Annotated in this window: 26 protein-coding genes; 14 read left to right on the plus strand and 12 right to left on the minus strand. The window is 48.9% G+C overall.

The genetic code is table 11. From position 1 onward, the window contains the following. Nucleotides 1–36 precede the first annotated feature (36 nt). Nucleotides 37–351: a flagellar hook-basal body complex protein FliE gene (fliE, locus tag H4F65_RS05225; protein ID WP_010279635.1), complete on the minus strand. Its 315-nt coding sequence runs from the start codon at nucleotides 349–351 to the stop codon at nucleotides 37–39. 260 nt (nucleotides 352–611) lie between these two features. Here fliE and fliF point away from each other — a divergent pair, with 260 nt between their 5' ends. The 13 genes from fliF to fliR all read left to right on the plus strand — a co-directional run bounded on the left by fliF (nucleotide 612) and on the right by fliR (nucleotide 11,493). After that, nucleotides 612–2,336 (plus strand): flagellar basal-body MS-ring/collar protein FliF, encoded by a 1,725-nt coding sequence (gene fliF, locus H4F65_RS05230; RefSeq protein WP_010279633.1) that lies wholly within the window; start codon nucleotides 612–614, stop codon nucleotides 2,334–2,336. Beyond that, entirely contained in the window at nucleotides 2,333–3,325 is a 993-nt protein-coding gene (gene fliG, locus H4F65_RS05235) for a flagellar motor switch protein FliG (RefSeq protein WP_010279631.1), read from the plus strand. Before fliF ends, fliG begins: the two co-directional genes overlap by 4 nt. Then, the gene (gene fliH / locus H4F65_RS05240; protein ID WP_010279630.1) at nucleotides 3,318–4,043 is read left to right on the plus strand and encodes a flagellar assembly protein FliH; all 726 of its coding nucleotides are present in this window, start codon (nucleotides 3,318–3,320) and stop codon (nucleotides 4,041–4,043) included. Before fliG ends, fliH begins: the two co-directional genes overlap by 8 nt. Then, nucleotides 4,043–5,413, plus strand: coding sequence for a flagellar protein export ATPase FliI (gene fliI / locus H4F65_RS05245; protein WP_010279628.1), 1,371 nt, complete (start codon nucleotides 4,043–4,045; stop codon nucleotides 5,411–5,413). The genes fliH and fliI overlap by 1 nt, the downstream gene beginning before the upstream one ends. 8 nt (nucleotides 5,414–5,421) lie before the next feature. Continuing rightward, the gene (gene fliJ, locus H4F65_RS05250; protein WP_010279625.1) at nucleotides 5,422–5,868 is read left to right on the plus strand and encodes a flagellar export protein FliJ; all 447 of its coding nucleotides are present in this window, start codon (nucleotides 5,422–5,424) and stop codon (nucleotides 5,866–5,868) included. Further along, entirely contained in the window at nucleotides 5,865–7,160 is a 1,296-nt protein-coding gene (locus H4F65_RS05255; protein WP_010279622.1) for a flagellar hook-length control protein FliK, read from the plus strand. The genes fliJ and H4F65_RS05255 overlap by 4 nt, the downstream gene beginning before the upstream one ends. A 155-nt stretch (nucleotides 7,161–7,315) precedes the next feature. Further along, complete coding sequence (gene fliL / locus H4F65_RS05260; protein ID WP_010279620.1) at nucleotides 7,316–7,795, plus strand: flagellar basal body-associated protein FliL; 480 nt, start codon at nucleotides 7,316–7,318, stop codon at nucleotides 7,793–7,795. 5 nt (nucleotides 7,796–7,800) lie between these two features. Beyond that, entirely contained in the window at nucleotides 7,801–8,814 is a 1,014-nt protein-coding gene (gene fliM / locus H4F65_RS05265) for a flagellar motor switch protein FliM (RefSeq protein WP_010279618.1), read from the plus strand. Continuing rightward, complete coding sequence (gene fliN, locus H4F65_RS05270; RefSeq protein ID WP_010279616.1) at nucleotides 8,807–9,220, plus strand: flagellar motor switch protein FliN; 414 nt, start codon at nucleotides 8,807–8,809, stop codon at nucleotides 9,218–9,220. The genes fliM and fliN overlap by 8 nt, the downstream gene beginning before the upstream one ends. Then, on the plus strand, nucleotides 9,220–9,642 hold the full coding sequence (gene fliO, locus H4F65_RS05275) for a flagellar biosynthetic protein FliO (protein WP_014915900.1): 423 nt from the start codon (nucleotides 9,220–9,222) through the stop codon (nucleotides 9,640–9,642). The genes fliN and fliO overlap by 1 nt, the downstream gene beginning before the upstream one ends. A 77-nt stretch (nucleotides 9,643–9,719) precedes the next feature. Next, nucleotides 9,720–10,415: a flagellar type III secretion system pore protein FliP gene (fliP, locus tag H4F65_RS05280; protein ID WP_172645005.1), complete on the plus strand. Its 696-nt coding sequence runs from the start codon at nucleotides 9,720–9,722 to the stop codon at nucleotides 10,413–10,415. Nucleotides 10,416–10,435: 20 nt separating this feature from the next. Continuing rightward, entirely contained in the window at nucleotides 10,436–10,705 is a 270-nt protein-coding gene (gene fliQ, locus H4F65_RS05285) for a flagellar biosynthesis protein FliQ (RefSeq protein WP_010279609.1), read from the plus strand. A 2-nt stretch (nucleotides 10,706–10,707) separates the two neighbouring features. Continuing rightward, nucleotides 10,708–11,493 (plus strand): flagellar biosynthetic protein FliR, encoded by a 786-nt coding sequence (fliR, locus tag H4F65_RS05290; protein ID WP_010279590.1) that lies wholly within the window; start codon nucleotides 10,708–10,710, stop codon nucleotides 11,491–11,493. Nucleotides 11,494–11,877: 384 nt separating this feature from the next. On the opposite strand, the gene flgL is transcribed toward fliR, so the two are convergent. From flgL to flgB, 11 genes are all read right to left on the minus strand, one after another. Further along, nucleotides 11,878–12,831 carry a flagellar hook-associated protein FlgL gene (flgL, locus tag H4F65_RS05295; RefSeq protein WP_010279587.1) on the minus strand — a complete coding sequence of 318 codons (954 nt, stop codon included), beginning with the start codon at nucleotides 12,829–12,831 and terminating at the stop codon, nucleotides 11,878–11,880. A gap of 31 nt (nucleotides 12,832–12,862) precedes the next feature. Then, a complete protein-coding gene (flgK, locus tag H4F65_RS05300) occupies nucleotides 12,863–14,557 on the minus strand; it encodes a flagellar hook-associated protein FlgK (protein WP_010279584.1) in 1,695 nt (564 codons plus the stop codon). A 125-nt stretch (nucleotides 14,558–14,682) separates the two neighbouring features. Further along, complete coding sequence (gene flgJ, locus H4F65_RS05305; RefSeq protein ID WP_010279581.1) at nucleotides 14,683–15,645, minus strand: flagellar assembly peptidoglycan hydrolase FlgJ; 963 nt, start codon at nucleotides 15,643–15,645, stop codon at nucleotides 14,683–14,685. Further along, nucleotides 15,645–16,754, minus strand: a complete 1,110-nt coding sequence (locus H4F65_RS05310) for a flagellar basal body P-ring protein FlgI (RefSeq protein ID WP_010279578.1) — start codon at nucleotides 16,752–16,754, stop codon at nucleotides 15,645–15,647. The genes flgJ and H4F65_RS05310 overlap by 1 nt, the downstream gene beginning before the upstream one ends. 16 nt (nucleotides 16,755–16,770) lie before the next feature. Further along, entirely contained in the window at nucleotides 16,771–17,484 is a 714-nt protein-coding gene (flgH, locus tag H4F65_RS05315) for a flagellar basal body L-ring protein FlgH (protein WP_010279575.1), read from the minus strand. A 180-nt stretch (nucleotides 17,485–17,664) separates the two neighbouring features. Next, the gene (gene flgG, locus H4F65_RS05320) at nucleotides 17,665–18,447 is read right to left on the minus strand and encodes a flagellar basal-body rod protein FlgG (protein WP_010279572.1); all 783 of its coding nucleotides are present in this window, start codon (nucleotides 18,445–18,447) and stop codon (nucleotides 17,665–17,667) included. A 27-nt stretch (nucleotides 18,448–18,474) separates the two neighbouring features. Further along, nucleotides 18,475–19,230: a flagellar basal body rod protein FlgF gene (locus H4F65_RS05325; protein WP_010279568.1), complete on the minus strand. Its 756-nt coding sequence runs from the start codon at nucleotides 19,228–19,230 to the stop codon at nucleotides 18,475–18,477. A gap of 21 nt (nucleotides 19,231–19,251) precedes the next feature. Continuing rightward, the gene (gene flgE, locus H4F65_RS05330) at nucleotides 19,252–20,454 is read right to left on the minus strand and encodes a flagellar hook protein FlgE (protein ID WP_010279564.1); all 1,203 of its coding nucleotides are present in this window, start codon (nucleotides 20,452–20,454) and stop codon (nucleotides 19,252–19,254) included. Nucleotides 20,455–20,528: 74 nt separating this feature from the next. Beyond that, complete coding sequence (flgD, locus tag H4F65_RS05335) at nucleotides 20,529–21,212, minus strand: flagellar hook assembly protein FlgD (RefSeq protein ID WP_010279557.1); 684 nt, start codon at nucleotides 21,210–21,212, stop codon at nucleotides 20,529–20,531. 15 nt (nucleotides 21,213–21,227) lie between these two features. After that, entirely contained in the window at nucleotides 21,228–21,632 is a 405-nt protein-coding gene (gene flgC / locus H4F65_RS05340) for a flagellar basal body rod protein FlgC (protein ID WP_010279553.1), read from the minus strand. 28 nt (nucleotides 21,633–21,660) lie between these two features. Continuing rightward, nucleotides 21,661–22,077, minus strand: a complete 417-nt coding sequence (flgB, locus tag H4F65_RS05345; RefSeq protein WP_010279550.1) for a flagellar basal body rod protein FlgB — start codon at nucleotides 22,075–22,077, stop codon at nucleotides 21,661–21,663. 165 nt (nucleotides 22,078–22,242) lie between these two features. Here flgB and flgA point away from each other — a divergent pair, with 165 nt between their 5' ends. Further along, on the plus strand, nucleotides 22,243–22,911 hold the full coding sequence (gene flgA / locus H4F65_RS05350) for a flagellar basal body P-ring formation chaperone FlgA (protein WP_010279546.1): 669 nt from the start codon (nucleotides 22,243–22,245) through the stop codon (nucleotides 22,909–22,911). Nucleotides 22,912–22,954 lie beyond the last annotated feature (43 nt).

The following is a 22,954-nucleotide window of genomic DNA, read 5'->3' on the forward strand; positions in this document are numbered from 1 at the left end:
ACTTTGCTAGTTGCAGATTGATGTCATTAGACAACATCAAACAGACATATTCATCACTTCCTGATACGCAGATACCAGTTTATTACGCACCTGAATGCCCATCTGCATTGAAATGGATGATTTCTGCAAATCCACCATCACATCATTCAATGCTACGCCTGGCACACCCAAGGTAAATTTTTCAGCCTGCGTACGAGCCGTCTGCTGCGTGTCGCTGATCTTATCGATCGCGGCCTTCAGCTCACTGGCAAAACCAGGTTCTACCGATGGTCTGGCTATTGGCGTATCAGCAGCCTGCAGAGCTTTGACCTGCATTTGCTGTAAAACACCATCTATACCTTGAACTGACATAACACCTCACTACATCATACAGAGTAGACTGCTTATGCATTTTCTATGACAGCATTACCCTACCACACCGCTTTTCAGATAAATCGCACAATTAGCGCGAAAAATGCCACCTTATCGACCCATCGATTTTTCTTTTACGGAAAATAATGACATGCCGATAAATGTAGGCGAAATGTTTTATTGATTGCGCAATCAGGGAGTTCTGTTTTGTCACGTCACAACGTTAAGTATATCGTTCAACAACCAAGCAGAGATAGAGTATGAACGCCTCATTAACCGGCTCCGCTACCGGTAAAAATAGCTTTGGCGAAATACTCAACCGGTTACGCGCCAATCCGAAAATTCCGCTATTGATCGCAGCCGCTGCGACCATTGCGATCGTCGTTGCGTTGACGCTATGGGCCAAAGGCCCAGACTATCGAGTGCTTTATAGCAATATAAATGACCGTGACGGTGGTGCGATTGTCGGTGAATTAACGAAGCTGAATATCCCCTATCGCTTTGCGGAAAATGGCGGGGCGATCATGATTCCTGCCGCAAATGTCTATGAGACCCGACTCCGACTTGCCCAATTGGGGCTGCCAAAAGGCGGCGCAGTTGGCTTTGAATTGCTCGACCAGGAAAAATTTGGCATCAGCCAATTCAGTGAGCAAATTAACTATCAGCGTGCACTGGAAGGTGAGCTGTCCAGAACGATAGAAACACTCGGCCCCGTTCAGAATGCGCGAGTTCACCTTGCTATACCGAAGCCTTCACTGTTCGTTCGTGAACAAAAAGCCCCCTCTTCGTCCGTCACCCTGACATTACAGCCGGGTCGTGCATTAGATGAAGGGCAAATCAATTCCATCGTTTATATGGTTTCCAGCAGTGTTGCTGGCCTGCCACCAGATAATGTTACGGTCGTCGATCAGACCGGACGCCTGTTAACCCAGGCTGGCGGCAGCGGCCGCGACCTGAATGCAGCGCAACTGAAATACAGCAACGAAGTCGAGGCGATGTACCAACGCCGCATAGAGTCAATTATCGCGCCAATGGTTGGCATGGGTAACGTACATGCCCAGGTCACCGCACAAATCGATTTTTCTGCTCGTGAACAAACTGATGAGCAATATCAACCCAACCAACCGCCAGATAAAGCGGCAGTTCGCTCTCAGCAAACCAGCCAGAGTGAGCAAAGAGGAGGCCCTAACGTCGGTGGCGTTCCTGGTGCATTAACCAATCAGCCCGCACCAGCTCCTACAGCGCCTATCGCAACGCAGCCAAATAATGCCAACGCCAATGCGAACAATCAGGCTGGCCAGCAGAACCAAAACAATGCGGCAGGTGCGCAAGCTAATGCGGCAAATGCGAATACCGTTATTCAAACATCAAATGTTCGCAATGATGCAACAACCAACTATGAAGTCGACAAGACGATTTTACATACCAAACACAGCACGGGTGGTGTGAAGCGCTTGTCTGCGGCCGTTATTGTTAACTACCAGCCTCCTGGTGAGGATGGCAAACCGGTTGCACTGACGGAAGAGCAGATCAAACAGATTGAAACGGTAGCACGCGAAGCAATGGGCTTCTCTGCTGAACGCGGCGATACATTAAATGTCGTTAATACGCCATTTATGGACAGCACCGACGGTTCTGGCGAACTCCCGTTCTGGCAAAAACAGGCATTCTTCGATCTCCTGATGGAAGCTGGCCGTTGGCTGCTAGTTCTGATCGTTGCCTGGATTCTGTGGCGTAAGCTGGTTCGTCCGCAATTGCAAAGAAAAACACAACAACAAGAAGCGGCACTGGCGGCGGCTGCCCTGTCTCAAGGTGCAGACAGCGATGTTATGGTCAACCTGAGTAGCTCGGAAGTTGAACAGCAGCGGAAATCGCAGCAACGCGTCAATGCAGAAATGCAAAGTAATCGCATACGTGAAATGGCAGAGAACGATCCACGCGTTGTCGCTCTGGTAATTCGTCAATGGATGAGTACTGAACTATGACCCTGACAGGAACAGAAAAAAGCGCCATCTTATTGATGACCATTGGTGAAGACCGTGCGGCAGAAGTGTTTACTCATCTTTCGACTAAAGAAGTACAGCACCTTAGTTCTGCAATGGCGAACATGCGACAGGTCTCACAACAGCAGTTGCTCGAAATCCTGAGAGAATTTGAGGCTGATTCAGAGCAATATGCCGCGCTCAGTGTGAATGCAGGTGACTACCTTCGCTCAGTGCTTGTCAAAGCACTTGGTGAAGAGCGAGCGTCTAGCCTGTTGGAAGATATTCTGGAAAGCCGCGACTCTACGAGTGGAATGGAAACACTCAACTTCATGGAACCGCAGATTGCCGCAGACCTTATTCGCGACGAACATCCGCAGATTATCGCAACTATCCTGGTACACCTGAAGCGTGCTCAGGCTGCCGATATCTTAGCCCTGTTTGACGAACGTCTTCGTCATGACGTTATGCTACGTATCGCGACCTTCGGCGGCGTTCAACCTTCCGCACTGGCAGAATTGACAGATGTTCTGAATGGCTTGTTGGATGGCCAGAATCTCAAACGCAGCAAAATGGGTGGTGTTCGTACTGCAGCTGAGATTATCAACCTGATGAAAACCCAGCAGGAAGAAGCGGTTATCGATGCAGTACGCGAATTCGATGGCGAGCTGGCGCAAAAAATCATCGACGAAATGTTCTTGTTCGAAAACTTGGTGGACGTGGACGACCGCAGCATCCAGCGCCTTCTACAAGAAGTCGAGTCCGAGTCTCTGCTGTTGGCATTGAAAGGTGCCGAAGAGCCATTACGCGAGAAATTCCTGCGCAATATGTCTCAGCGTGCTGCGGAAATTCTTCGCGACGACCTTGCAACTCGTGGTCCAGTGCGTATGTCGCAGGTCGAAAACGAACAGAAAGCTATTCTGCTTATCGTCCGTCGACTGGCAGACAGCGGCGAGATGATTATCGGTGGCGGCGAGGATGCTTATGTCTAACGCCCCCAAAAACCTGGCTTGGCAGCCCTGGAAACTCAACGACCTGGCTGCCCCCGCTGTTGCAAAGCCTGTTCCAGCCTATCAGGTCAATGATGAACCTGAATTGCCGGACATGGAGCGTTTCTCTGAAGAAAACGCCCTTTCTGCTGCAGAGGACGAACTCGCATCTCTGCGTGAAAGCACAATGCAACAGGCACGAGAAACGGGTTTTGCGCAAGGTCATCAACAAGGCTATGACGCCGGTTATCAGGAAGGCTTAGCCAAGGGACAACAGCAGGGTTTGCAGAACGCCTTACAGCAGCAACAGCCGATCATCGAACAGATGCAGCAAATGGTCACTGAATTTCAACAATCGCTGGATACGCTCGACAGTGTAATTCCTGCACGTCTGATGCAACTGGCTTTGACCGCCGCTAAGCAGATTCTGGGACAGCCTCCGGTATGCGATGGCAATGCACTGCTCGGCCAGATACAGCAATTGATTCAACAAGAACCTATGTTTTCAGGTAAAACGCAGTTGCGCGTCCACCCTTCAGATCTGGAACGTGTTGAACAATATTTGGGCCCAACTCTCAGTCTTCATGGCTGGAGATTACTTGCCGATAGCCAACTTCACCCTGGTGGCTGTAAGGTCAGCGCAGAAGAAGGCGATCTGGATGCCAGTCTGGCGACACGCTGGCATGAGCTTTGCCGTTTAGCCGCACCGGGAGAGCTATAATGACTTCACGCCTCGGACGCTGGCTTTCTTCTCTCGATTCATTTGAGAAGCGTATTGATGACACGCCTTCGGTGCGTCGTTACGGCCGCTTAACCCGGGCGACAGGTTTGGTATTGGAAGCGACAGGGTTACATATGCCACTGGGCGCCACCTGCCTCATTGAACGACAGAATGGCTCGCAGGTTGAAGAAATCGAAAGCGAAGTTGTCGGTTTCAACGGGCAAAAACTCTTTCTTATGCCACTGGAAGAAGTTGAAGGTATTACCCCTGGAGCTCGTGTCTACGCCCGCGTCGGCCAGGACAGCAGCAGTCAAGGAAAGCAATTGCCCTTAGGCCCTGAATTACTGGGTCGTGTACTGGATGGTAGCGCAAAACCGCTTGATGGTTTACCCGCGCCAGATACAGGCTATCGCGCACCGCTGATTACGCCGCCGTTCAACCCATTACAGAGAACGCCAATCGAAAGTGTTCTGGACGTGGGTGTTCGAGCCATCAATGCCTTGCTTACCGTAGGTCGGGGGCAGCGAATGGGCCTGTTTGCAGGTTCAGGGGTGGGTAAAAGTGTGCTGTTGGGCATGATGGCACGCTATACTCAAGCTGACGTTATCGTTGTCGGCCTTATCGGTGAACGTGGCCGAGAAGTAAAAGATTTTATCGAGAATATCCTGGGTACTGAAGGACGGGCACGCTCCGTCGTTATTGCTGCACCAGCCGATGTTTCTCCATTATTAAGGATGCAGGGTGCCGCGTATGCCACGCGTATTGCTGAAGATTTTCGCGATCGCGGGCACCACGTTTTGCTCATCATGGATTCGCTCACACGCTATGCCATGGCACAGCGTGAAATTGCGTTAGCCATTGGCGAACCGCCGGCGACCAAGGGGTATCCCCCTTCTGTCTTCGCTAAATTACCCGCGCTAGTAGAACGCGCAGGTAATGGTATTCATGGAGGTGGTTCAGTCACCGCCTTCTATACTGTTCTAACAGAAGGTGACGATCAGCAGGATCCTATCGCTGACTCCGCACGCGCCATCCTTGACGGACATATCGTGCTGTCACGTCAATTAGCTGAGTCTGGCCATTATCCGGCAATAGATATTGAAGCATCGATTAGTCGTGCGATGACAGCGCTGATCGATGAAGGGCATTATGCTTCTGTAAGGCAGTTTAAACAGTTACTATCCAGCTACCAACGTAACCGTGATTTAGTCAGTGTTGGTGCCTACGCCGCAGGCAGCGACCCTATGCTTGACAAAGCAATTCGGCTTTACCCGCATCTGGAAGCCTTTTTGCAGCAGGGTATGTTTGAACAAAGTAACTATGAAGAATCCTGCCAGGCGTTGCACACTATTTTCCCTCGTAACGAGTAGGAGAGCAGATGAAAACCCAGTCACCGCTGGTTACACTACGCGAACTGGCGCAGAAGGACGTTGAGAAAGCTGCAGGCCAGTTGGGGCAAGTGCGTCAGGCACATCAACAGGCTGAGCAGCAGCTCAATATGCTGTTAAACTATCAGGATGACTATCGTCAAAAATTGAACTCGACGATGTCCTCTGGTATGGCGAATAATAGCTGGCAAAATTATCAGCAGTTCATCCGAACGCTGGACAGTGCAATTGAGCAACACAGACAACAGCTCTCGCAGTGGACATCACGTTTAGATTTAGCAATGAAGACTTGGCAAGAAAAACAGCAACGCTTGAACGCATTTGAAAAATTGCAGGATCGCGAACTGACAAGACAGCTTGCCAAAGAAAATAAAATAGAACAAAAACAAATGGATGAATTTGCCCAACGGGCCTCACAGAGGAAAGCAGAATCATGAATCTGTCCGCGTTACCTATAGCTACCACTGCCAGTGATACAAGCAGTTCTTCTGCTTCATTACTGACACAGGGTGAGCTGCCAAAAGATTTTGTTGATCTGTTGAGCAAACGCATATCACAAGTAGCCGATACTTCGGGTAAAAAAACGCTCGATAAAGTAGACGAAGAAGCCCTGTTAAGCGCATTAGGGAAAGATAATGCTTCGCTTAGCCGTGACGATTTAAATGCCCTGCTTTCTTCCTTCAGCTCTCTCACGGGAGCAACGATGACAGCGGGTAAGCAAAATCCAGAAATTGTAGGGCTGGCGAAGTTGAAGAGTCTGGATAAAAAAGAGAGTGGCAGCACGACAGATGACACTATCGCCATGCAGGCACTGCTTGCCATGTTGCAGACAACGCCGCTTCCTACACAACCTGCCGCTGATAATATTGCAGCGAATGCCGTAAATGCAGGGTTAACGATTCCGGGATTCATTGACGCTAAACGCCAGAATGAGACCTCCGCATCAGCACTAAACAATACGGGTGACAGTGCTAAAGGCACACTGGCAAAATTGCTCGACGCGTCAGTGACGCAAGATAAAGATGCAGGCATATCACGCGATCTGCATCATGCAGCCAAGCAAACCTCATCAACAACAACCGAGTCTGCTGATGAGGCTGCAAAGTTTGCGCTAACGACGCCAAATTCCCTTGCGGGCGATCGCAATATGTCTGAATCAGTCTCTACATTAGGCAACAGCGCGTCTCAAACAACGCCACCTGTTGCACAGGCTATGCATATTCAGCCAGCATCGGTGGGAACGACTACGCCAGCCCCTCAGGCAGCGAGTGCTCAACTAAACGCACCATTTGGTTCACCGCAATGGCAAGACGCATTGGGCCAGCAAATCATTATGTTCAGCCGTAATGGTCAGCAGACCGCAGAGTTACGTTTGAACCCACAGGAATTGGGTGCCCTGCACATCAGTCTAAAAATTGATGATAACCAGGCTCAAATTCATCTGGCTTCAGCAAACAGCCAGGTTCGCTCAGCGCTGGAAGCTGCGCTGCCTCACCTGCGTAATGCGATGGCAGAGAGCGGAATTAACCTTGGTCAGAGCAGCGTAGGCAGTGATTCATCTGCCTGGCAGCAGCAAATGGCGGGTAATAACAACGATGGCAATAACCGTGGCCTGTCTTACCAACAACAATTTGGTCATTCATCAGAAAGCACAAGTGAATTATTAGACGTACCAGAACAGCTAAGATCAATGGCATCATCCGTCAACGGCGTTGATATCTTTGCCTGAAAGTGAAGTAAACGAATAAGTTAGCACGATTTTCCCTGCCTATTCTCTGTATTGAACATTGCAATAGGCAGGATAATCATCGACATTACGCATTTATTTATTGCTGGTTCCATCCGGCAGTAAATATCGATAAGTAACGGGAACTATCTTTGGCTATGTCTGATATGCAAGTTCGACCAGGACGTAAACGGTCTATTTGGCTAATACTACTGATTATCGTTGCTCTCGCTGCAACTGGTGCTGCGGGCGCCGCCTGGTGGCTATTAAATCAGAAAAATGCAGCAACGGCTGAGCAGGAAGCACCGCCACCGCCAGAGCCTGTTTTCATGCCACTGGATACTTTTACCGTTAACCTCGTTAATGCAGATAATGATCCTGACCGGGTGTTGTATGTTGGATTCACGCTGCGTTTACCAGATGAAGCTACGCGTACACGGTTTACTAATTATCTGCCAGAAGTGCGCAGCAGACTGTTATTACTGCTTTCTCGTCAGGACGCGATTGCACTTGCCAATGAGCAAGGTAAACAGAAGCTGATAGAGCAAATTAAGCAAGTGCTAAGCCCACCATTAGTTCCTGGTCAACCTAACCAGGTCGTTACTGATGTTCTGTTCACGGCCTTTATACTGCGGTAACCATTATGGGCGATAGCATTCTTTCACAAGCAGAAATTGATGCATTATTAAATGGCGACAGCGGCGATAGCGGCGCTGATGCGAATGCGTCGTCACAAGTGGATGGGGGCGTTAAGCCCTATGATCCGAATACTCAACGACGTGTTATCCGCGAGCGTTTACAGGCATTAGAAATCATTAATGAGCGCTTTGCGCGTCAATTCCGTATGGGGTTGTTTAACCTGTTACGCCGTAGTCCTGATATCACTGTAGGTGCGATCAAGATCCAGCCTTATCATGAGTTTGCCAGGAACCTTCCCGTACCGACAAACCTGAATCTGATTCACTTAAAACCACTACGTGGTACCGCATTATTTGTATTTTCACCAAGCCTGGTATTTATCGCCGTAGATAACCTATTCGGCGGTGATGGGCGCTTCCCGACAAAAGTTGAAGGGCGTGAATTTACCCACACAGAGCAGCGTGTCGTTAAGCGTATGTTACGCCTTGCTCTGGAGGCTTATGGTGAAGCCTGGAATGCGATTTACAAACTTGACATCGAATATGTGCGTTCAGAAATGCAGGTCAAGTTTACCAACATTACGACGTCACCTAATGATATCGTCGTGACGACACCGTTCCATGTTGAGATCGGTTCGCTGACTGGTGAATTTAACATCTGTATTCCTTTTTCAATGATCGAGCCGCTGCGTGAACTGCTCGCGAATCCACCATTGGAAAACTCACGTCAGGAAGATCAGAGCTGGCGGGACACCTTAGCCAAGCAGGTGCAGCATTCCGAATTGGAATTAGTTGCAAGCTTTGTGGATATTCCGCTGCGACTTTCCAAGATTCTGAAGCTACAGCCCGGTGATGTCTTACCGATCGACAAACCTGACAAAATCGTTGCTCATGTTGACGGCGTGCCCGTGCTGACCAGCCAATATGGCACATTAAACGGGCAATATGCCCTACGTGTTGAACATTTGATTAACCCTATATTGAATTCTCTGGATAACGAGGAACAGCCCCATGAGTGACACCAAGAAACCGTCCGACGACAAGGAATCAGTGGACGATCTGTGGGCTGATGCATTTAACGAGCAGCAGGCTGCAGAAAAACCGGCCGCGACAACGGAAGGCATTTTTAAGTCGCTAGACGGTCATGATCCGCTGGGTGCTCTGCAGGATATCGACCTGATTTTGGATATTCCTGTCAAACTCACCGTTGAGCTTGGCCGGACCAAAATGACGATCAAAGAGTTACTGCGGTTGACTCAGGGCTCCGTTGTTGCACTTGATGGCTTAGCAGGTGAACCGTTGGATATCCTGATCAATGGCTATCTGATCGCCCAGGGCGAGGTTGTTGTTGTATCTGACAAGTACGGTGTCCGTATTACAGATATCATTACGCCATCCGAACGTATGCGCCGCCTGAGTCGTTAATGGCAATAGCCTCGATATCATCTCCGGCCCCAGTAGCAAGTCAGCAGTCAACACTTGTCACTGAGCCACCACTTACCGGCAGCATGTTACTGACACAGGTTGGTAGCGTGCTAGCTGGTATTTTATTATTTATTCTGCTGATTGCCTGGCTAGCTCGCAAACTCGGGTTTGCTCCCCAAGCCAAGCAAAACAAGTTGTTAAAAGTCGTATCCAGTTGCCCTGTCGGGCAGCGTGAACGTGTCGTTATTGTAGAAGTTGATAATACCTGGCTGGTGTTAGGTGTTACAGCTCAGCAAATCACGCCGCTGCATACGCTTCCAGCACAACCAACCAACGACAGTTCCTCAACTGGTGACACCAAGCCGGTAGATTTCAATCAACTGTTAAAGAAAGTTTTAAAGCGTCCGGAAAAATCGGAATGAGTGCCTTGCCTAATTATTTTCGTATCACCGCCCTGCTTCGCACACTGCGTTACGGTTTAGCCATCGGTTTATTGTTCATGGCGCCATCGGTATGGGCACAGCTTCCCGGTATTGTGACGCAACCTCTGCCTAACGGTGGACAGAGCTGGACGTTATCCGTACAGACGCTGGTTTTACTCACGTCATTAACGTTTATTCCTGCTGCATTATTAATGATGACCAGCTTCACCCGAATCATCATTGTACTGAGCTTGTTACGTAACGCGCTGGGTACCCCAACCGCACCACCGAACCAGGTATTACTCGGATTAACACTTTTCCTGACATTTTTTGTCATGTCGCCCGTATTAAACCGCGTTTATGACGAAGCTTATCTTCCATTCAGTCAGGATCAAATCAGTATGGAAGTCGCCATCGAACGTGGCGCGGAACCCGTGCGTGAATTCATGCTGCGGCAAACCCGGGAAACCGATCTGGCGTTATTTACCCGACTGGCAGAAATCCCAGAGATTCAGGGACCTGAAGCAGTGCCCATGCGTGTGCTTCTCCCCGCATTTGTGACAAGTGAGCTAAAAACTGCTTTCCAAATTGGTTTCACCGTGTTTATCCCTTTCCTCATCATTGACCTCGTTGTTGCCAGCGTATTGATGGCGCTAGGGATGATGATGGTTCCTCCGGCAACTATTTCATTGCCTTTTAAACTCATGCTTTTCGTATTAGTCGATGGCTGGCAGCTGCTACTCGGTTCATTAGCCCAGAGTTTTTATAGTTAGACGAATAGAGGAATGCGACTATGACACCAGAATCGGTGATGGCGCTTGGCTATGAGGCAATGAAGGTAGCATTGGCGTTGGCGGCGCCTCCGTTGATGGCAGCACTACTCAGCGGGCTGCTTATTAGTCTCCTGCAGGCAGCCACTCAGATAAACGAAATGACGCTATCGTTTATCCCTAAAATCCTAACGGTCTTCTTCACCTTAGTGATCGCTGGCCCTTGGATGTTAAACCTCATGCTGGACTATATGCGTACGCTATTCGGCCAGTTACCTAACATTATTGGGTAAGCATGCTGACGTTTAACAGTTGGGACATGGTGAATTGGGTTAGCCAGTTTTTTTGGCCCTTTGTCAGAATTCTTGCGCTGATCAGTACCGCACCTGTCTTTAACGAAAGAGCGATTGGTAATCGGGTAAAGATCGGTCTGGGCGCGCTGATTACCCTACTCGTTGCGCCTTATTTACCGTTAAACACTACGCCTATTTTTTCCGTCGCAGGTGTATGGCTCTTAATACAGCAAATACTTATCGGCGTTACGCTCGGTCTGTCAATGCAGTTAGCATTTGCCGCTATTCGCCATGCTGGCGAACTCATTGGCTTACAGATGGGGCTCGCTTTTGCGACCTTCTTTGATCCCACTGGCGGTCCGAATATGCAGGTAGTCGCCCGTTTCCTGAATATTCTCGCAATCCTACTGTTCTTAACCTTTGATGGGCACCTCTGGATGATTTCGCTATTAGCAGATAGTTTCTATACTCTGCCCATCAGCGCCAACCCTATCAACAGCCATGCATTTCTCGCTCTTGCGCGTGCCGGCGGGTTAATTTTTATTAATGGATTGATGCTGGCGCTGCCAATCATAACCCTATTGCTGACCATCAACCTGGCATTAGGTATGCTTAACCGCGTCGCCCCCCAACTCTCGGTATTTGTCGTTGGCTTTCCGATTACCCTCACGGTGGGAATCATGACGCTAGGTTTATTACTTCCACTGGTCCCCCCCTTCGCGGAGCATTTATTCAGCGAAGTATTCGATTTACTCGCTGATATTCTCACTCAGCTAGCAAGTTCTTAGCCGTTCCCTATATAAATCCGTAGTGGTCGAAGTGAGGCCAATACGGATACCAGGCGCATATATTTATTCCCCATTTAACATCCTTACAGTTGCTACTGTAGCTCGGCGTGTGGCTATACGAAGCTGTAATTTTTGCCAGATCGCGCCAGGAAAGTGCATCAGGCTGCGATGTACTAAAACAGTCCATGCACTAAAACAGTCAATGCACTAAAACAATAGGTGTTATATAAAAGAGAATGTCAGAGGGAATTGAGGATGTTGGGGGAATAAAAAATGGCATGTCATCCATTCAATATAATGAAAGGAGTGACACGCCTAAAAAATACGCCCGGTTTAAGCGTATTCAAACCGTAAAGTAGTATAGAAAAATATCGTCTATGACTACTATCTCATCTGGAATAACGACATTCCTTGCATATTCTGGAAAGCCGTATAAGAGGCCTGCAGAGAAGACTGCTGCATGATGTAGGATGAAATCGCCTCATACCAGTCAGTATCTTGTAATTGCGACAGCGCTGTCTTATTCGCTACATCACGGTCTTTACCCACTGCATCGAGATTATCAATCTCATTGAGCTGGATACCCAACTCTGCACGAACGGCTGAAATATTATTAAATGAATTGTTTAAACCACGGTTTGCAGTTTCTAACGCTGCTGCAACACTAGCTTTTGTTGCATCATTCGCACCATCCAGCGGCGTTTCAAGAGCTTTAATTGCAATGTCTAGTGTTTCAAATAAGTCGGACTGAACACTACCATCCGGCTCTTTCTTGGCATCACCCGTCACGCCATTGAAAACCGTAGAGCCAACATGGCTAACCGTCATATCTCGAGCGGCATCGACACGCTGTGAAATGGCCTGATATCCGCCCTGATATGCAATACCTGCGCCACCGTCAACAAAGGGGACCTTATCCGTGTCATAGCCAGAAAAAATATAGTTACCATTACCATCAGTACTGTTAGCCATATTCAGCAATTCGGCTTTCATACCGCGAAGGGCAGTCGCGACCGATTTCCGGTCATCATCATTCAACACACCGCCACCTTTGATGACTTCGGTCAATGCGCTGCTAATGGTGTTAGTACTTTTACTCAGAATAGATTCTTCCAGAGACATACTTTGCTTGGCAAAGGTACGAGCCAGCGTGTACTGACCATTCTCCGACTGTGCCTGGCCAAGCATAATCGCACTGGCCGCTGCTATCGGATCATCTGATGGATTTACAACGCGCTTGCCGCTTGACAGCTGCTCGCCCGTTTTTTGCCACGTGGCCTGACCATTAATAATGCCTTGCATATTCTGCTGGTACATCATGCTAGTACTTAAGCGCATGGTATCAATTCCTCTTTCTTAAATGGTCAAACTAGCTACGGGCCGCTAAAAGGGCATCAAATATGGATTGTGCTGTTTTGATGACCTGAGCATTTGCCATGTAGTATTGCTGATAACGCATCAGATCGCCGTATTCTTCATCCAGGTTCACACCGGATACGGACTGTTGTTCTGCTGTCAGTTGCTTAACAACGTTTTGCTGAGATGTATTATTTATCTTCAGGGTGCTGGTTTGGTTACCAATCGCACCGACCAGGCTGGCATATGCCCCGGAGACGCTGGCCTTTCCACCCACAATTTTCTCATTTTGTAGGGCAAGTAGAGCCTTGGCGTTGGTATTATCACTCACGCCGCCAAACACGGGATTACCACTTCCATCCAAAACTGGGGCACCATTTTCATCAAGCTTAACGGATGCCGCCGCAATTTTATTAGGATCGGAAACAGCCACTGCCATATCGATAATGACATCATTAACTGGCTTAAGCAGGAAGCTGTCATTCGTTGCAGGTGTGCCTGTGATAGCCATTTTGACGCCATCAAAGTTCAGGCTGTTATCAGAGGTATCCACCGCCGCCGTGAATTTTGAATTATCAGACAAGCGTGTTACTTGCCAATTAGCGCCATCGTATTTAATCGAATAATTAGTTGCCTGCACATCTTTAGTATCGGTGTAAGACGGAGTTAACACCGCGTTACCCGCATTTTTGCTGTCGTTCAGAACTACAGCCTTACCAAAGGAGAAGAAATCGCCGCCTTTAACACCATTACGATCATAACCTTGCTGATGCTGAGTATTAAACGCATCAGCAAATGCCAGCGCTAGCTGCCCTAACTGGCCACGAGCTTCATCTAGCGTTTCAGTACGGAAAGAAAGCAAGCCGCCTAATGAACCGCCAGTTAACGTGCTCTCATTTAATGAGACCACATCGTTTGTCTGGTCTTTATATCCAATAGTCAGACGCGTTGGATCATTGCTTGAACCGATGGCTACCAGCTCATTGCTTGTTCCAGCCTGAACCAGGTTGGTACCATTTTTCAATGCTACGTTATAGACGATTCCATCCTGAACGGTAACCTCAACGCCGACCAATTTGTTCAGCTGATCGACAAGAACATCACGTTGATCAAGCAAATCATTAGGCATTGTGCCGCTATTCGCGCCCATTAGCTTCGTGATTTCATTATTTAAAGACGCAATCTGATCGGTATACGTATTAACTTGACCGACAATACTTTGAATCTGAGTATTCAGCCCGCTGTCCATGTCACGCAAATATTTATCTGTGACTTTAAATTGGTTTACCAACCCTTCAGCTTTGCCCAGTACGGTCTGGCGAGTCGACGAGTCGCCCGCGTTGCTGGTAAGGTTTTGCAGGTTCGAAAAGAACCCCTGAATCGTTGATGACAGGCTCGTTGTGCTGCTAGCCAACAGGTTATCAATCTTGGAAATTTGCTCGTAGTAAGCAGAAACCGAGCTGCTTGTCGTTTGCGCAGCACGCAGCTGATTAGTGATGAATTCATTGTACTGGCGATTAATGCTAACAACATTGACACCGTTACCAATATATCCAGCAGATGTGCTGCTGCTAATAGCCTGCTCAAGTATCGCATTCTGCCGACTATAGCCAGTAACAGCCTGATTACTAATGTTGTTACTCACTGTACTCAGCGCAACCTGTGCACCTTTTAAGCCACTCATCGCGGTGTTAATTAAATTGGACATAGGGTGTTGTTCCTTTTACACAGGCTTTTTTCGCCCTGCGCGATTAACCAAATGCTGAAAGCAGCAAATACGCTACATAAGTTAATTACTTTATCGGTCAGGATGCGCAAATCTTGAATAAAAAATTAAAATAGCCGACTCAAATCGTGAGTGTAAGCTTTCGCCACTTTTTCACCAGAACTCTTCATTTGCTGGATCATACTAACCAGCTTCTGGGCATATTGTGGATCCGTTGCATAACCTGCCTTTTGTAAGGCATGAGCCGCTTGCTCAGCCGTTCCAGCGCTCATCACCGCAGAGTAGCGTGGGTTATTGGTGAGTAACTTCACATAGTCGCCAATAGCCTCAATATAGGAATCGTATACCCTGAAGCTGGCTTTTACTTTTTTGGCTACGCCTTGCTCATACTCTGTCGTCGTTATCTCTGTTGTCGGCCCATTCCAGCTACTGCCAGCTTTGATACCGAACAGATTATGACTTGGACGCCCGTCCTCGGTAGGGATTTCACGTTGGCCCCAGCCAGATTCAAGCGCTGCCTGAGCGATGATAAGGTGATGAGGTATACCGCTATGCTGGCTGGCAATCTGAGCAGGTAAGGAAATCTGAGACACAAAATTACTATTGGATAGCGGTAACGCTGAACCCGTAGTGGGCAATTTGGGCAGCGCTTTACGTACCATCTGTTCCACTGCAGCCGTTGGCATGCTTTTGAGCACATCACCATCGAACGTTAATGGAACAGAGGGAACAGCAGCTTTAGCCGCCGTAGCCTCTGGGGATTGTCGGGTCAATTGCTCAACCATAACATCCGCGAGCCCAAGCCCCTTGCCCTTAGTTGAGATCTCTTGAGCAATTTGCTGGTCATACATTGAGGTATACAGACGCGTCTGATCGCTGTTGAAGAGCCCGTCCTGCGGAATCGCAGAACGCATGCTTTTCATCATCAATTGTACAAACACGCCTTCCATTTGTTGCGCAACTGCTCTAATGCCCTCTTTACTTTGAGGATTACCTGAAACCTCACGTTTCAGCGTATTTAGAGACTGCGCATCATAGGCCGCATTATTCAGCGTCTGTATATCACTCATCAGATAATTTCCAGTTTGGCACGCAAGCAACCTGCGCTTTGCATCGCCTGCAGAATAGACATCAGTTCCATCGGTGTCGCGCCCAGAGAATTCAGTGCACGCACGACATTGTTGAGGTTGGCGCTGGAATTGACTCGTTGTAAAGAACCGCCTGCTTGCTGAACCGAGATCTCTGTCTGCGGTGTTACAACCGTCTGACCACCACCAAATGGTGTATTAGGTTGGCTGACGTTGGCCTGCTGATTGATTGTCACAGAAAGGTTACCCTGGGCGATAGCACAGCTATCCAGCGTAACATCGCGATTCATCACGACAGAGCCGGTACGAGAATTAATAATGACCTTGGCATCCTGAATACCGACGTTGACTTCAATATTCTGGATATCGGCCAAAAAACGAACCTGAGAGCTGTTGCCGTGTGGGGCAAGAACCTGAATAGTACGAGAATCAAGCGGGCTTGCGGTACCGCCGTATCCAGAACGGTTGATCGCGTCACTCACCTTCTGCGCCATCGAAAAATCGTCGTTTTTCAACTGCAGCATTATCGTATTTGACGTACCAAACGTGCTAGGCAACTCTCTCTCGATGACGGCACCATTGCTGATTCTGCCGCCGGCAAGCTGGTTAACCTGAACACTGCTTCCACCGGCAGAAGCGCCAGCACCACCAACCAAAACGTTACCCTGAGCAAGGGCATAGACCTGGTTATCGACCCCTTTCAATGGGGTCATTAACAGCGTTCCGCCGCGCAGGCTCTTCGCGTTACCGAGTGATGACACCACGACATCAATATTTTGGCCTGTTCTGCCAAAAGGCGGAAGTTCCGCCGTTACCATCACCGCCGCCACATTCTTCAACTGCATGTTGGTTCCAGCAGGAACGGTAATTCCCAACTGGGAAAGCATGTTAGTTAAGCTTTGCGTCGTAAACGGCGTCTGCATGGTCTGGTCACCAGAACCATCGAGACCAACGACTAAACCATAACCAATTAACGCATTACCGCGTACGCCCTGGATATTCACCAGATCGCGAATTCTCTCTGCCGACGCAGGGGCGATATTCAGCGTCAGTAACGTCAGCAGTACAGTGAAAAATGATGCAATCCGCATGGCAGGCCTCTTAAGCTTAGAACGGAGAAACATTGAGGAAGAACCGCTGTAACCAGCCCATGTTTTGCGCTTCGTTAATATAGCCATTACCGACATATTCAATACGCGCATCCGCAACCTGGGTTGATGGTACCGAGTTGTTACCGCTAATGGTTCTCGGATTAACTACCCCAGAGAAACGGATAAACTCTGTTCCCTGATTAATTGCAATTTGTTTTTCGCCAACGACCTGTAGATTGCCATTAGCTAATACCTGACCAACCGTAACGGTAATCGTACCGCTGAAGGTGTTGTTTGCATTCGCACCACCTTGCCCAGTGAAGTCATTCGTTCCTGTCGCATTCAGCGATGCACGATTATTACCCAACGGCCCGTCCAGATAACGCGGTACCACCGTTGCACCGAACGTTGACGAACCATTACGAGCGGCATTGGCTGACGAGCTTTTACTGGCGCTCACATTTTCCTGCAACACGATCGTCAATGTGTCACCAACATTACGTGGGCGACGATCCTCAAACATCGGCTGGTAGCCATAATTCATCGGCTGTACAGTTTGGAAAATAGAGCCATTAGGACCCGCTAACACGGGCGATCCAGGCTGAGCAGTCGTAGGCCCAGTGACAACTTTATCATGCGGAATATAGGCGCAACCGTTAAGTGCTAGCATCGCGATCAATGCCAACAGACGGCGTCGGCGGAGTGGTTTGATAACCGACTTTGCATTCATTATCACTGCGGATATCGCCTTAAATTAATCTATTTCACATATTCACGGGGTAAATCAAAACCATACTGGCCCACTCATCGGGTGCCTATGGTCATCATTACCCCGTTAAACACTCTCTACATTGCTACTACCAGGCAGCCAGAGCACCCGCTCTCGCGCCTGAAATTAGCGGGTTACCCATTACAGCTGGGTCAATTTCTGCAACATTTGGTCAGAAGAAGAAATTGCTTTACTGTTGATTTCGTAAGCACGCTGAGTCTGAATCATCGATACCAATTCCTCTGCCACATTGACGTTGGAGGTTTCGACATATTTCTGATACAGCAGACCTGCGCCATTCAAACCTGGGTTCGTTTCATTTGGCGCACCTGAACTCGCCGTTTCCAGATACAGGTTCTCGCCAATGCTTTCAAGGCCACTATCGTTAATAAAGGTTGTCAGCGTCAATTGGCCAATCTGGTTTGTTGCTGCCTGCCCCTGCACTTTAACGCTGACAATACCGTCACGGCCGATATTCAGTTCTGTCGCATTCGCCGGAACAGTAATAGCAGGCTGGACCTGATAACCACTGGACGTCACTAACTGGCCGTTACCATCAAGCTGGAAGGCACCGTCACGCGTGTAAGCCGTTGTACCATCAGGCAATTGAACCTGAAAGAATCCCTGCCCTTTAATCGCAACGTCTTTAGAGTTACCCGTTTCGGAAAAGGTCCCTTGGGTATGAATACGCTCTGTTGAGACCGGACGAACACCCGTACCTAGCTGCAAGCCGGACGGTAGCATGGTTTGCTCTGAAGATTGAGCCCCAGGCTGACGAACTGTTTGATACATCAAGTCTTCAAATACCGCACGCTGACGCTTGAAACCATTGGTGCTGACGTTTGCCAAGTTATTGGAAATAACGTCCATATTGGTTTGCTGAGCATTCAAGCCGGTTTTTGCAATCCACAAAGAACGGATCATTTATTCACTCCTGTGCGCACTCGGCGCTTAACCCATTGCTAATATCTGATTAGCGCGTTGTGCATTATCGTCGACGCTGCTAATGATTTTCATCTGCATTTCAAAGCGACGAGCATTGGCAATCATATCGACCATAGTATCGACCGTGTTCACATTACTGCCCTCGATCACCCCCGGCATAATACGCACGGTAGGATCGTTTTGCAGAACATTACCACGTTGTTGCTGAGCCTGTTGCGTCAAGCGGAATAATCCGTCATCGGACCGCTCAACTTCTTGTCCGGTAGCCTTAACAAGCTTCAAACGCCCCAACTGGGCAATCGTATTCGGCGGATCCCCAGCATTAAGCGCAGAAATCGTACCATCAGGAGAAATACTTATCTGGGCCTGCGGCGGCACATCAATCGGCCCGCCATCACCCATCACAACACGCCCCTGGATAGTCAACTGCCCATCAGCGTTGATCTCCATATTACCATTACGGGTGTACGCTTCACCGCCATCAGCCGCTTGCACTGCCAGCCAACTCTCTTTCGGTAAAGCGACATCCATTGCACGGCCAGTATAATTCATCACGCCTTCAGTCATATCAGCGCCAGGCGTTGAAGCGACAACCAACGTTCGGGTGGGCAGTGTCAACCCATTTACAGGTACAGCGCGCAGTGCGGAAAGCTGTGCCCGGAAACCCGGCGTTGAGGCGTTCGCCAAGTTGTTCGCAGTAATCGCCTGCTTTTCCAATGACTGACTCGCGCCACCCATTGCTGTATAAATCGCGTGATCCATGCAATGTCCCCGTTAGGATAATTAACGCAGGCTAACCAGCGTTTGCAGAATGGAATCCTGCGTTTTGATGGTTTGCGCATTCGACTGGTAGTTACGCTGCGCAACAATCATGTTGACCAGCTCTTTACTCAGGTCAACGTTTGAGCTTTCGGTAGATTTGCCGATCAGTTTACCCAGACTTCCGGTACCTGCCAGACCAACAACAGCCTGACCAGAGCTCGCAGTTTCAGACCAGGCGTTATCCCCTTCAGGTGATAAACCTTCTGGGTTAGCAAAACTAGCCAGCAGGATCTGACCCAGCGGCTGTTTCTGACCGTTGCTGTAGCTACCTTCGATCGTGCCGTCATCATTGATAGCAAACCCAGTCAGCGATCCTGGAGCAAAACCGTTCTGGGTTGGGCTCTTATAGCTATATTCGGTATTTTGCTGCACGCTGCCAGTCAAATTAAGCGTAAACACTCCATTTGCCGCACCATTGGTCCCAGTGAGGTTGATGTTGAAAGGCGTATGCCCCGTTAACGCACCATTAGCAGCAAAGTTCAATGTTCCTGCGTTTTGATAAGTAGCAGGACTAACAGAGTCATCCTTGGCATAGGTTTGCCAGGTATTATTCGCCGTTTTGACAAAGTACAGCGTAAAGTTGTGCACGTTACCCTGACTGTCATAGGTTGTTAGCGCAGTCTTGCTGTTATAAGTGCCTTCAGCGCCAGGATTGGTAGCCCAGGCCGTTGCTGGAACAGCATCTGAAGATTTCAGGTTAGCAACAATTGACGCCGTTGTTGTTTGGCTCGCCAGCATGTCCCCATCAGGAACAGTCAACGGAACCGGATCGGCACCCGTTTGAACGACTGGTGGTGTACCAGCAACCGGATAACCCGTCAGTTGCATACCTTGCGCATTGACGATATTACGACCATTCAGCATGAACTGACCATTACGGCTGTAATAAGTCGAGCCATTGGTGTCTTGCAGACGGTAAAAACCACCGCCGCTAATCGCAATATCCAGGTCTCGTGAGGATGAAGTTACCGTACCGTTACCAAAATCCTGCAATACCGATGCGACCTTCACACCCATACCCACTTTAGAACCCGCAAACATATCCGCAAATGTGACGGTCCCGGATTTAAAACCTACTGTCGCTGAGTTAGCGATGTTATTACCGATAACATCCAGGTTATTAGATGCCGCGTTTAAACCACTGACCGCCTGAGAAAAACCCATGTCGCTCTCCAGAAAATTGATTAAGTCATATTCCAGATAGTGAATTTCACTGGAATAACATGAAATTTACACCGTTACAGAATCTGCCGGACATCGTCCATGGTGGCTCTGCCGCGTAGCCCTAAATCCAGTAATGCACCGTTCTCGCCGCGAACGACACTATTTACAACCGCATAACTCAATGGCTGAACAACTTGCTGTGCACCGCCAGTACTGGCAGCAACAGTGAAGGTATAAGCCCCATCAGGCGCAACCGTGCCATCAGAAAGTTTGCTATCCCAGTTGAATGAGTGAACGCCGGCAGAAAGCGTGCCCAGTTCGATCGTACGAACAGCTTTACCTGTCGCATCATTAACGGTGACGGTAACAACCTCTGCGGCTTTTTCCAGTTCCACGCCAAACGGGGTGCTGGTTTCTTTACCAACGAGAATGTCTTTTCCAGGGATCATGACACTGTGACCAATCAGCGTTGTTGCCTGCATAGATTGGTTGTTATTGATCTGACCCGAGATAGAGCCCAATGTGGTATTCAACTTTTCAATACCGCTGACCGTATTAAGCTGAGCAAGTTGGCTTACCAACTGATCGTTGCTCATCGGGTTCGTCGGGTCCTGATTCTTCAACTGCGCAACCAGAAGGGTCAGAAACTGATTCTGTAGGTCAGCGCTGCTGTTCTTCTCTACCGCCGTTGTCGATGAAGTACTCGACGTGCTCTGTGTTCTCGTTGCCGAGGACGTATCATTAATTGTTACAGACACTATTTCGTCTCCCGATTATTGCCCGATCGTTAACGTCTTCAGCATCATCGATTTTGTTGTATTCAACACTTCGACGTTTGCCTGATAACTGCGCGATGCAGAAATGGTGTTTACCATCTCAGCCACTGGGTCAACATTCGGCATGCGAACGTATCCCTGCCCATCAGCCAGCGGATTGCCCGGTTCGTAAACCAGACGAGCAGGTGATGGATCTTCAATAACATTGGAAACGCGTACGCCACCCGTAGATTGCCCCGGAGCGGCATTCACTTCGAATACCACCTGTTTGGCGCGATAAGGCTCGCCATCAGGGCCCGTCACGCTGTCTGCGTTAGCCAGGTTACTGGCACTCACATTCAGACGCTGAGATTGCGCAGAAAGCGCTGAGCCTGAAATTTCGAATATATTTAATAACGACATGAATCTTTACCTTCCTATCGCGCTACGATCACGAACCTGACTGCAGGACTGACATCATGCCTTTAATCTGTCCGCCCAGAACGGTCAGGCTGGATTGATATTTCAGGCTATTATCGGCAAAATTAGTGCGTTCGCGGTCCATATCGACCGTATTGCCATCCAACGCAGGCTGATCGGGTACGCGATAGAGCAAATCAAGTTCCGGCGGCTGAAAGTTCTGTGCCGGTATATGCCGTACAGATGTGGTTTTCAGCGCGATACCCGTACCGTTCACCCGCCCTTGCTCCATCGTTTTACTGAGCTGGCTGGCAAAATCGATATCCCTGGCCTGATAGCCCGGTGTATCCGCATTGGCAATATTCGCGGCCAGAATTTCCTGCCGCTGGGCACGCAAGTTCAACGCTTCCTGCTGAAACCGCAACGAGGCGTCTAATTTATCAAGCATGCTCCCTCCGCAAGTTAGAATTTGGAGTGAGTAGGATAATTCTCATGATGGCTATGCCATCGAACGAATAGACACCAAATGCAGCGCTATTTATTGCCTTAACCTCACGCTGACACCGTTACACTTAATGCCCGATATAATCAGGATCAGGAGAGCCGAACAGGAATGAAAACAATACATTATTACCTCTATCTGGCGGCGTCCTGTTTTTTCACCCTTTGTGCCCCTGTCAGTGCGAACGACCTTCCTGCACAGATCAATCAATTTTTTGCCTCACGCTTTCAGGGAAGCACGAATACCGTAAACGTTGTGGTAAAATCGCCAGAATCGCAATGGCCACAGTGCGAAGCGCCGCAAATCACGATGCCTGGAAATACGAAAATGTGGGGTAATGTGAGCCTGTCCGTACGTTGCGGGCAACAGCGTCGCTTCATTCAAACCGAAGTTCAGGTAACTGGGAATTATGTCACCAGTGCACGGCTTATAAATCGGGGAACCACGCTGACGGAAAAAGACATTCGTTTGACAAAAGGCAGGCTCGATTTATTACCGTTGCGCCCTATACTGACGTTACCAGGCGCACAGGGCGCAGTCCTTTTGCGCGATCTCACACCTGGTCAGGTTATTACCGCGTCTATGATCAGACGCGCCTGGGTCGTAAAGGCCGGTCAGTCAGTGCAAATTATCGCCCAAGGGGAAGGCTTCACAATTAATGGCGAAGGAAAAGCCATGAACAACGCGGCAGCCGGACAAGCGGTCAGAGTCAGAACGGCAAATGGACAAATAGTCAGCGGAATCACAAACGAAGATGGGATTATTCTGATCTCACAGTAATTAATTAAAGATTTGCTCATGTTTGCCGATGATAATTACTAGA

The organism is Pectobacterium brasiliense (assembly GCF_016950255.1).
GTDB classification, from domain to species: Bacteria; Pseudomonadota; Gammaproteobacteria; order Enterobacterales; family Enterobacteriaceae; genus Pectobacterium; species Pectobacterium brasiliense.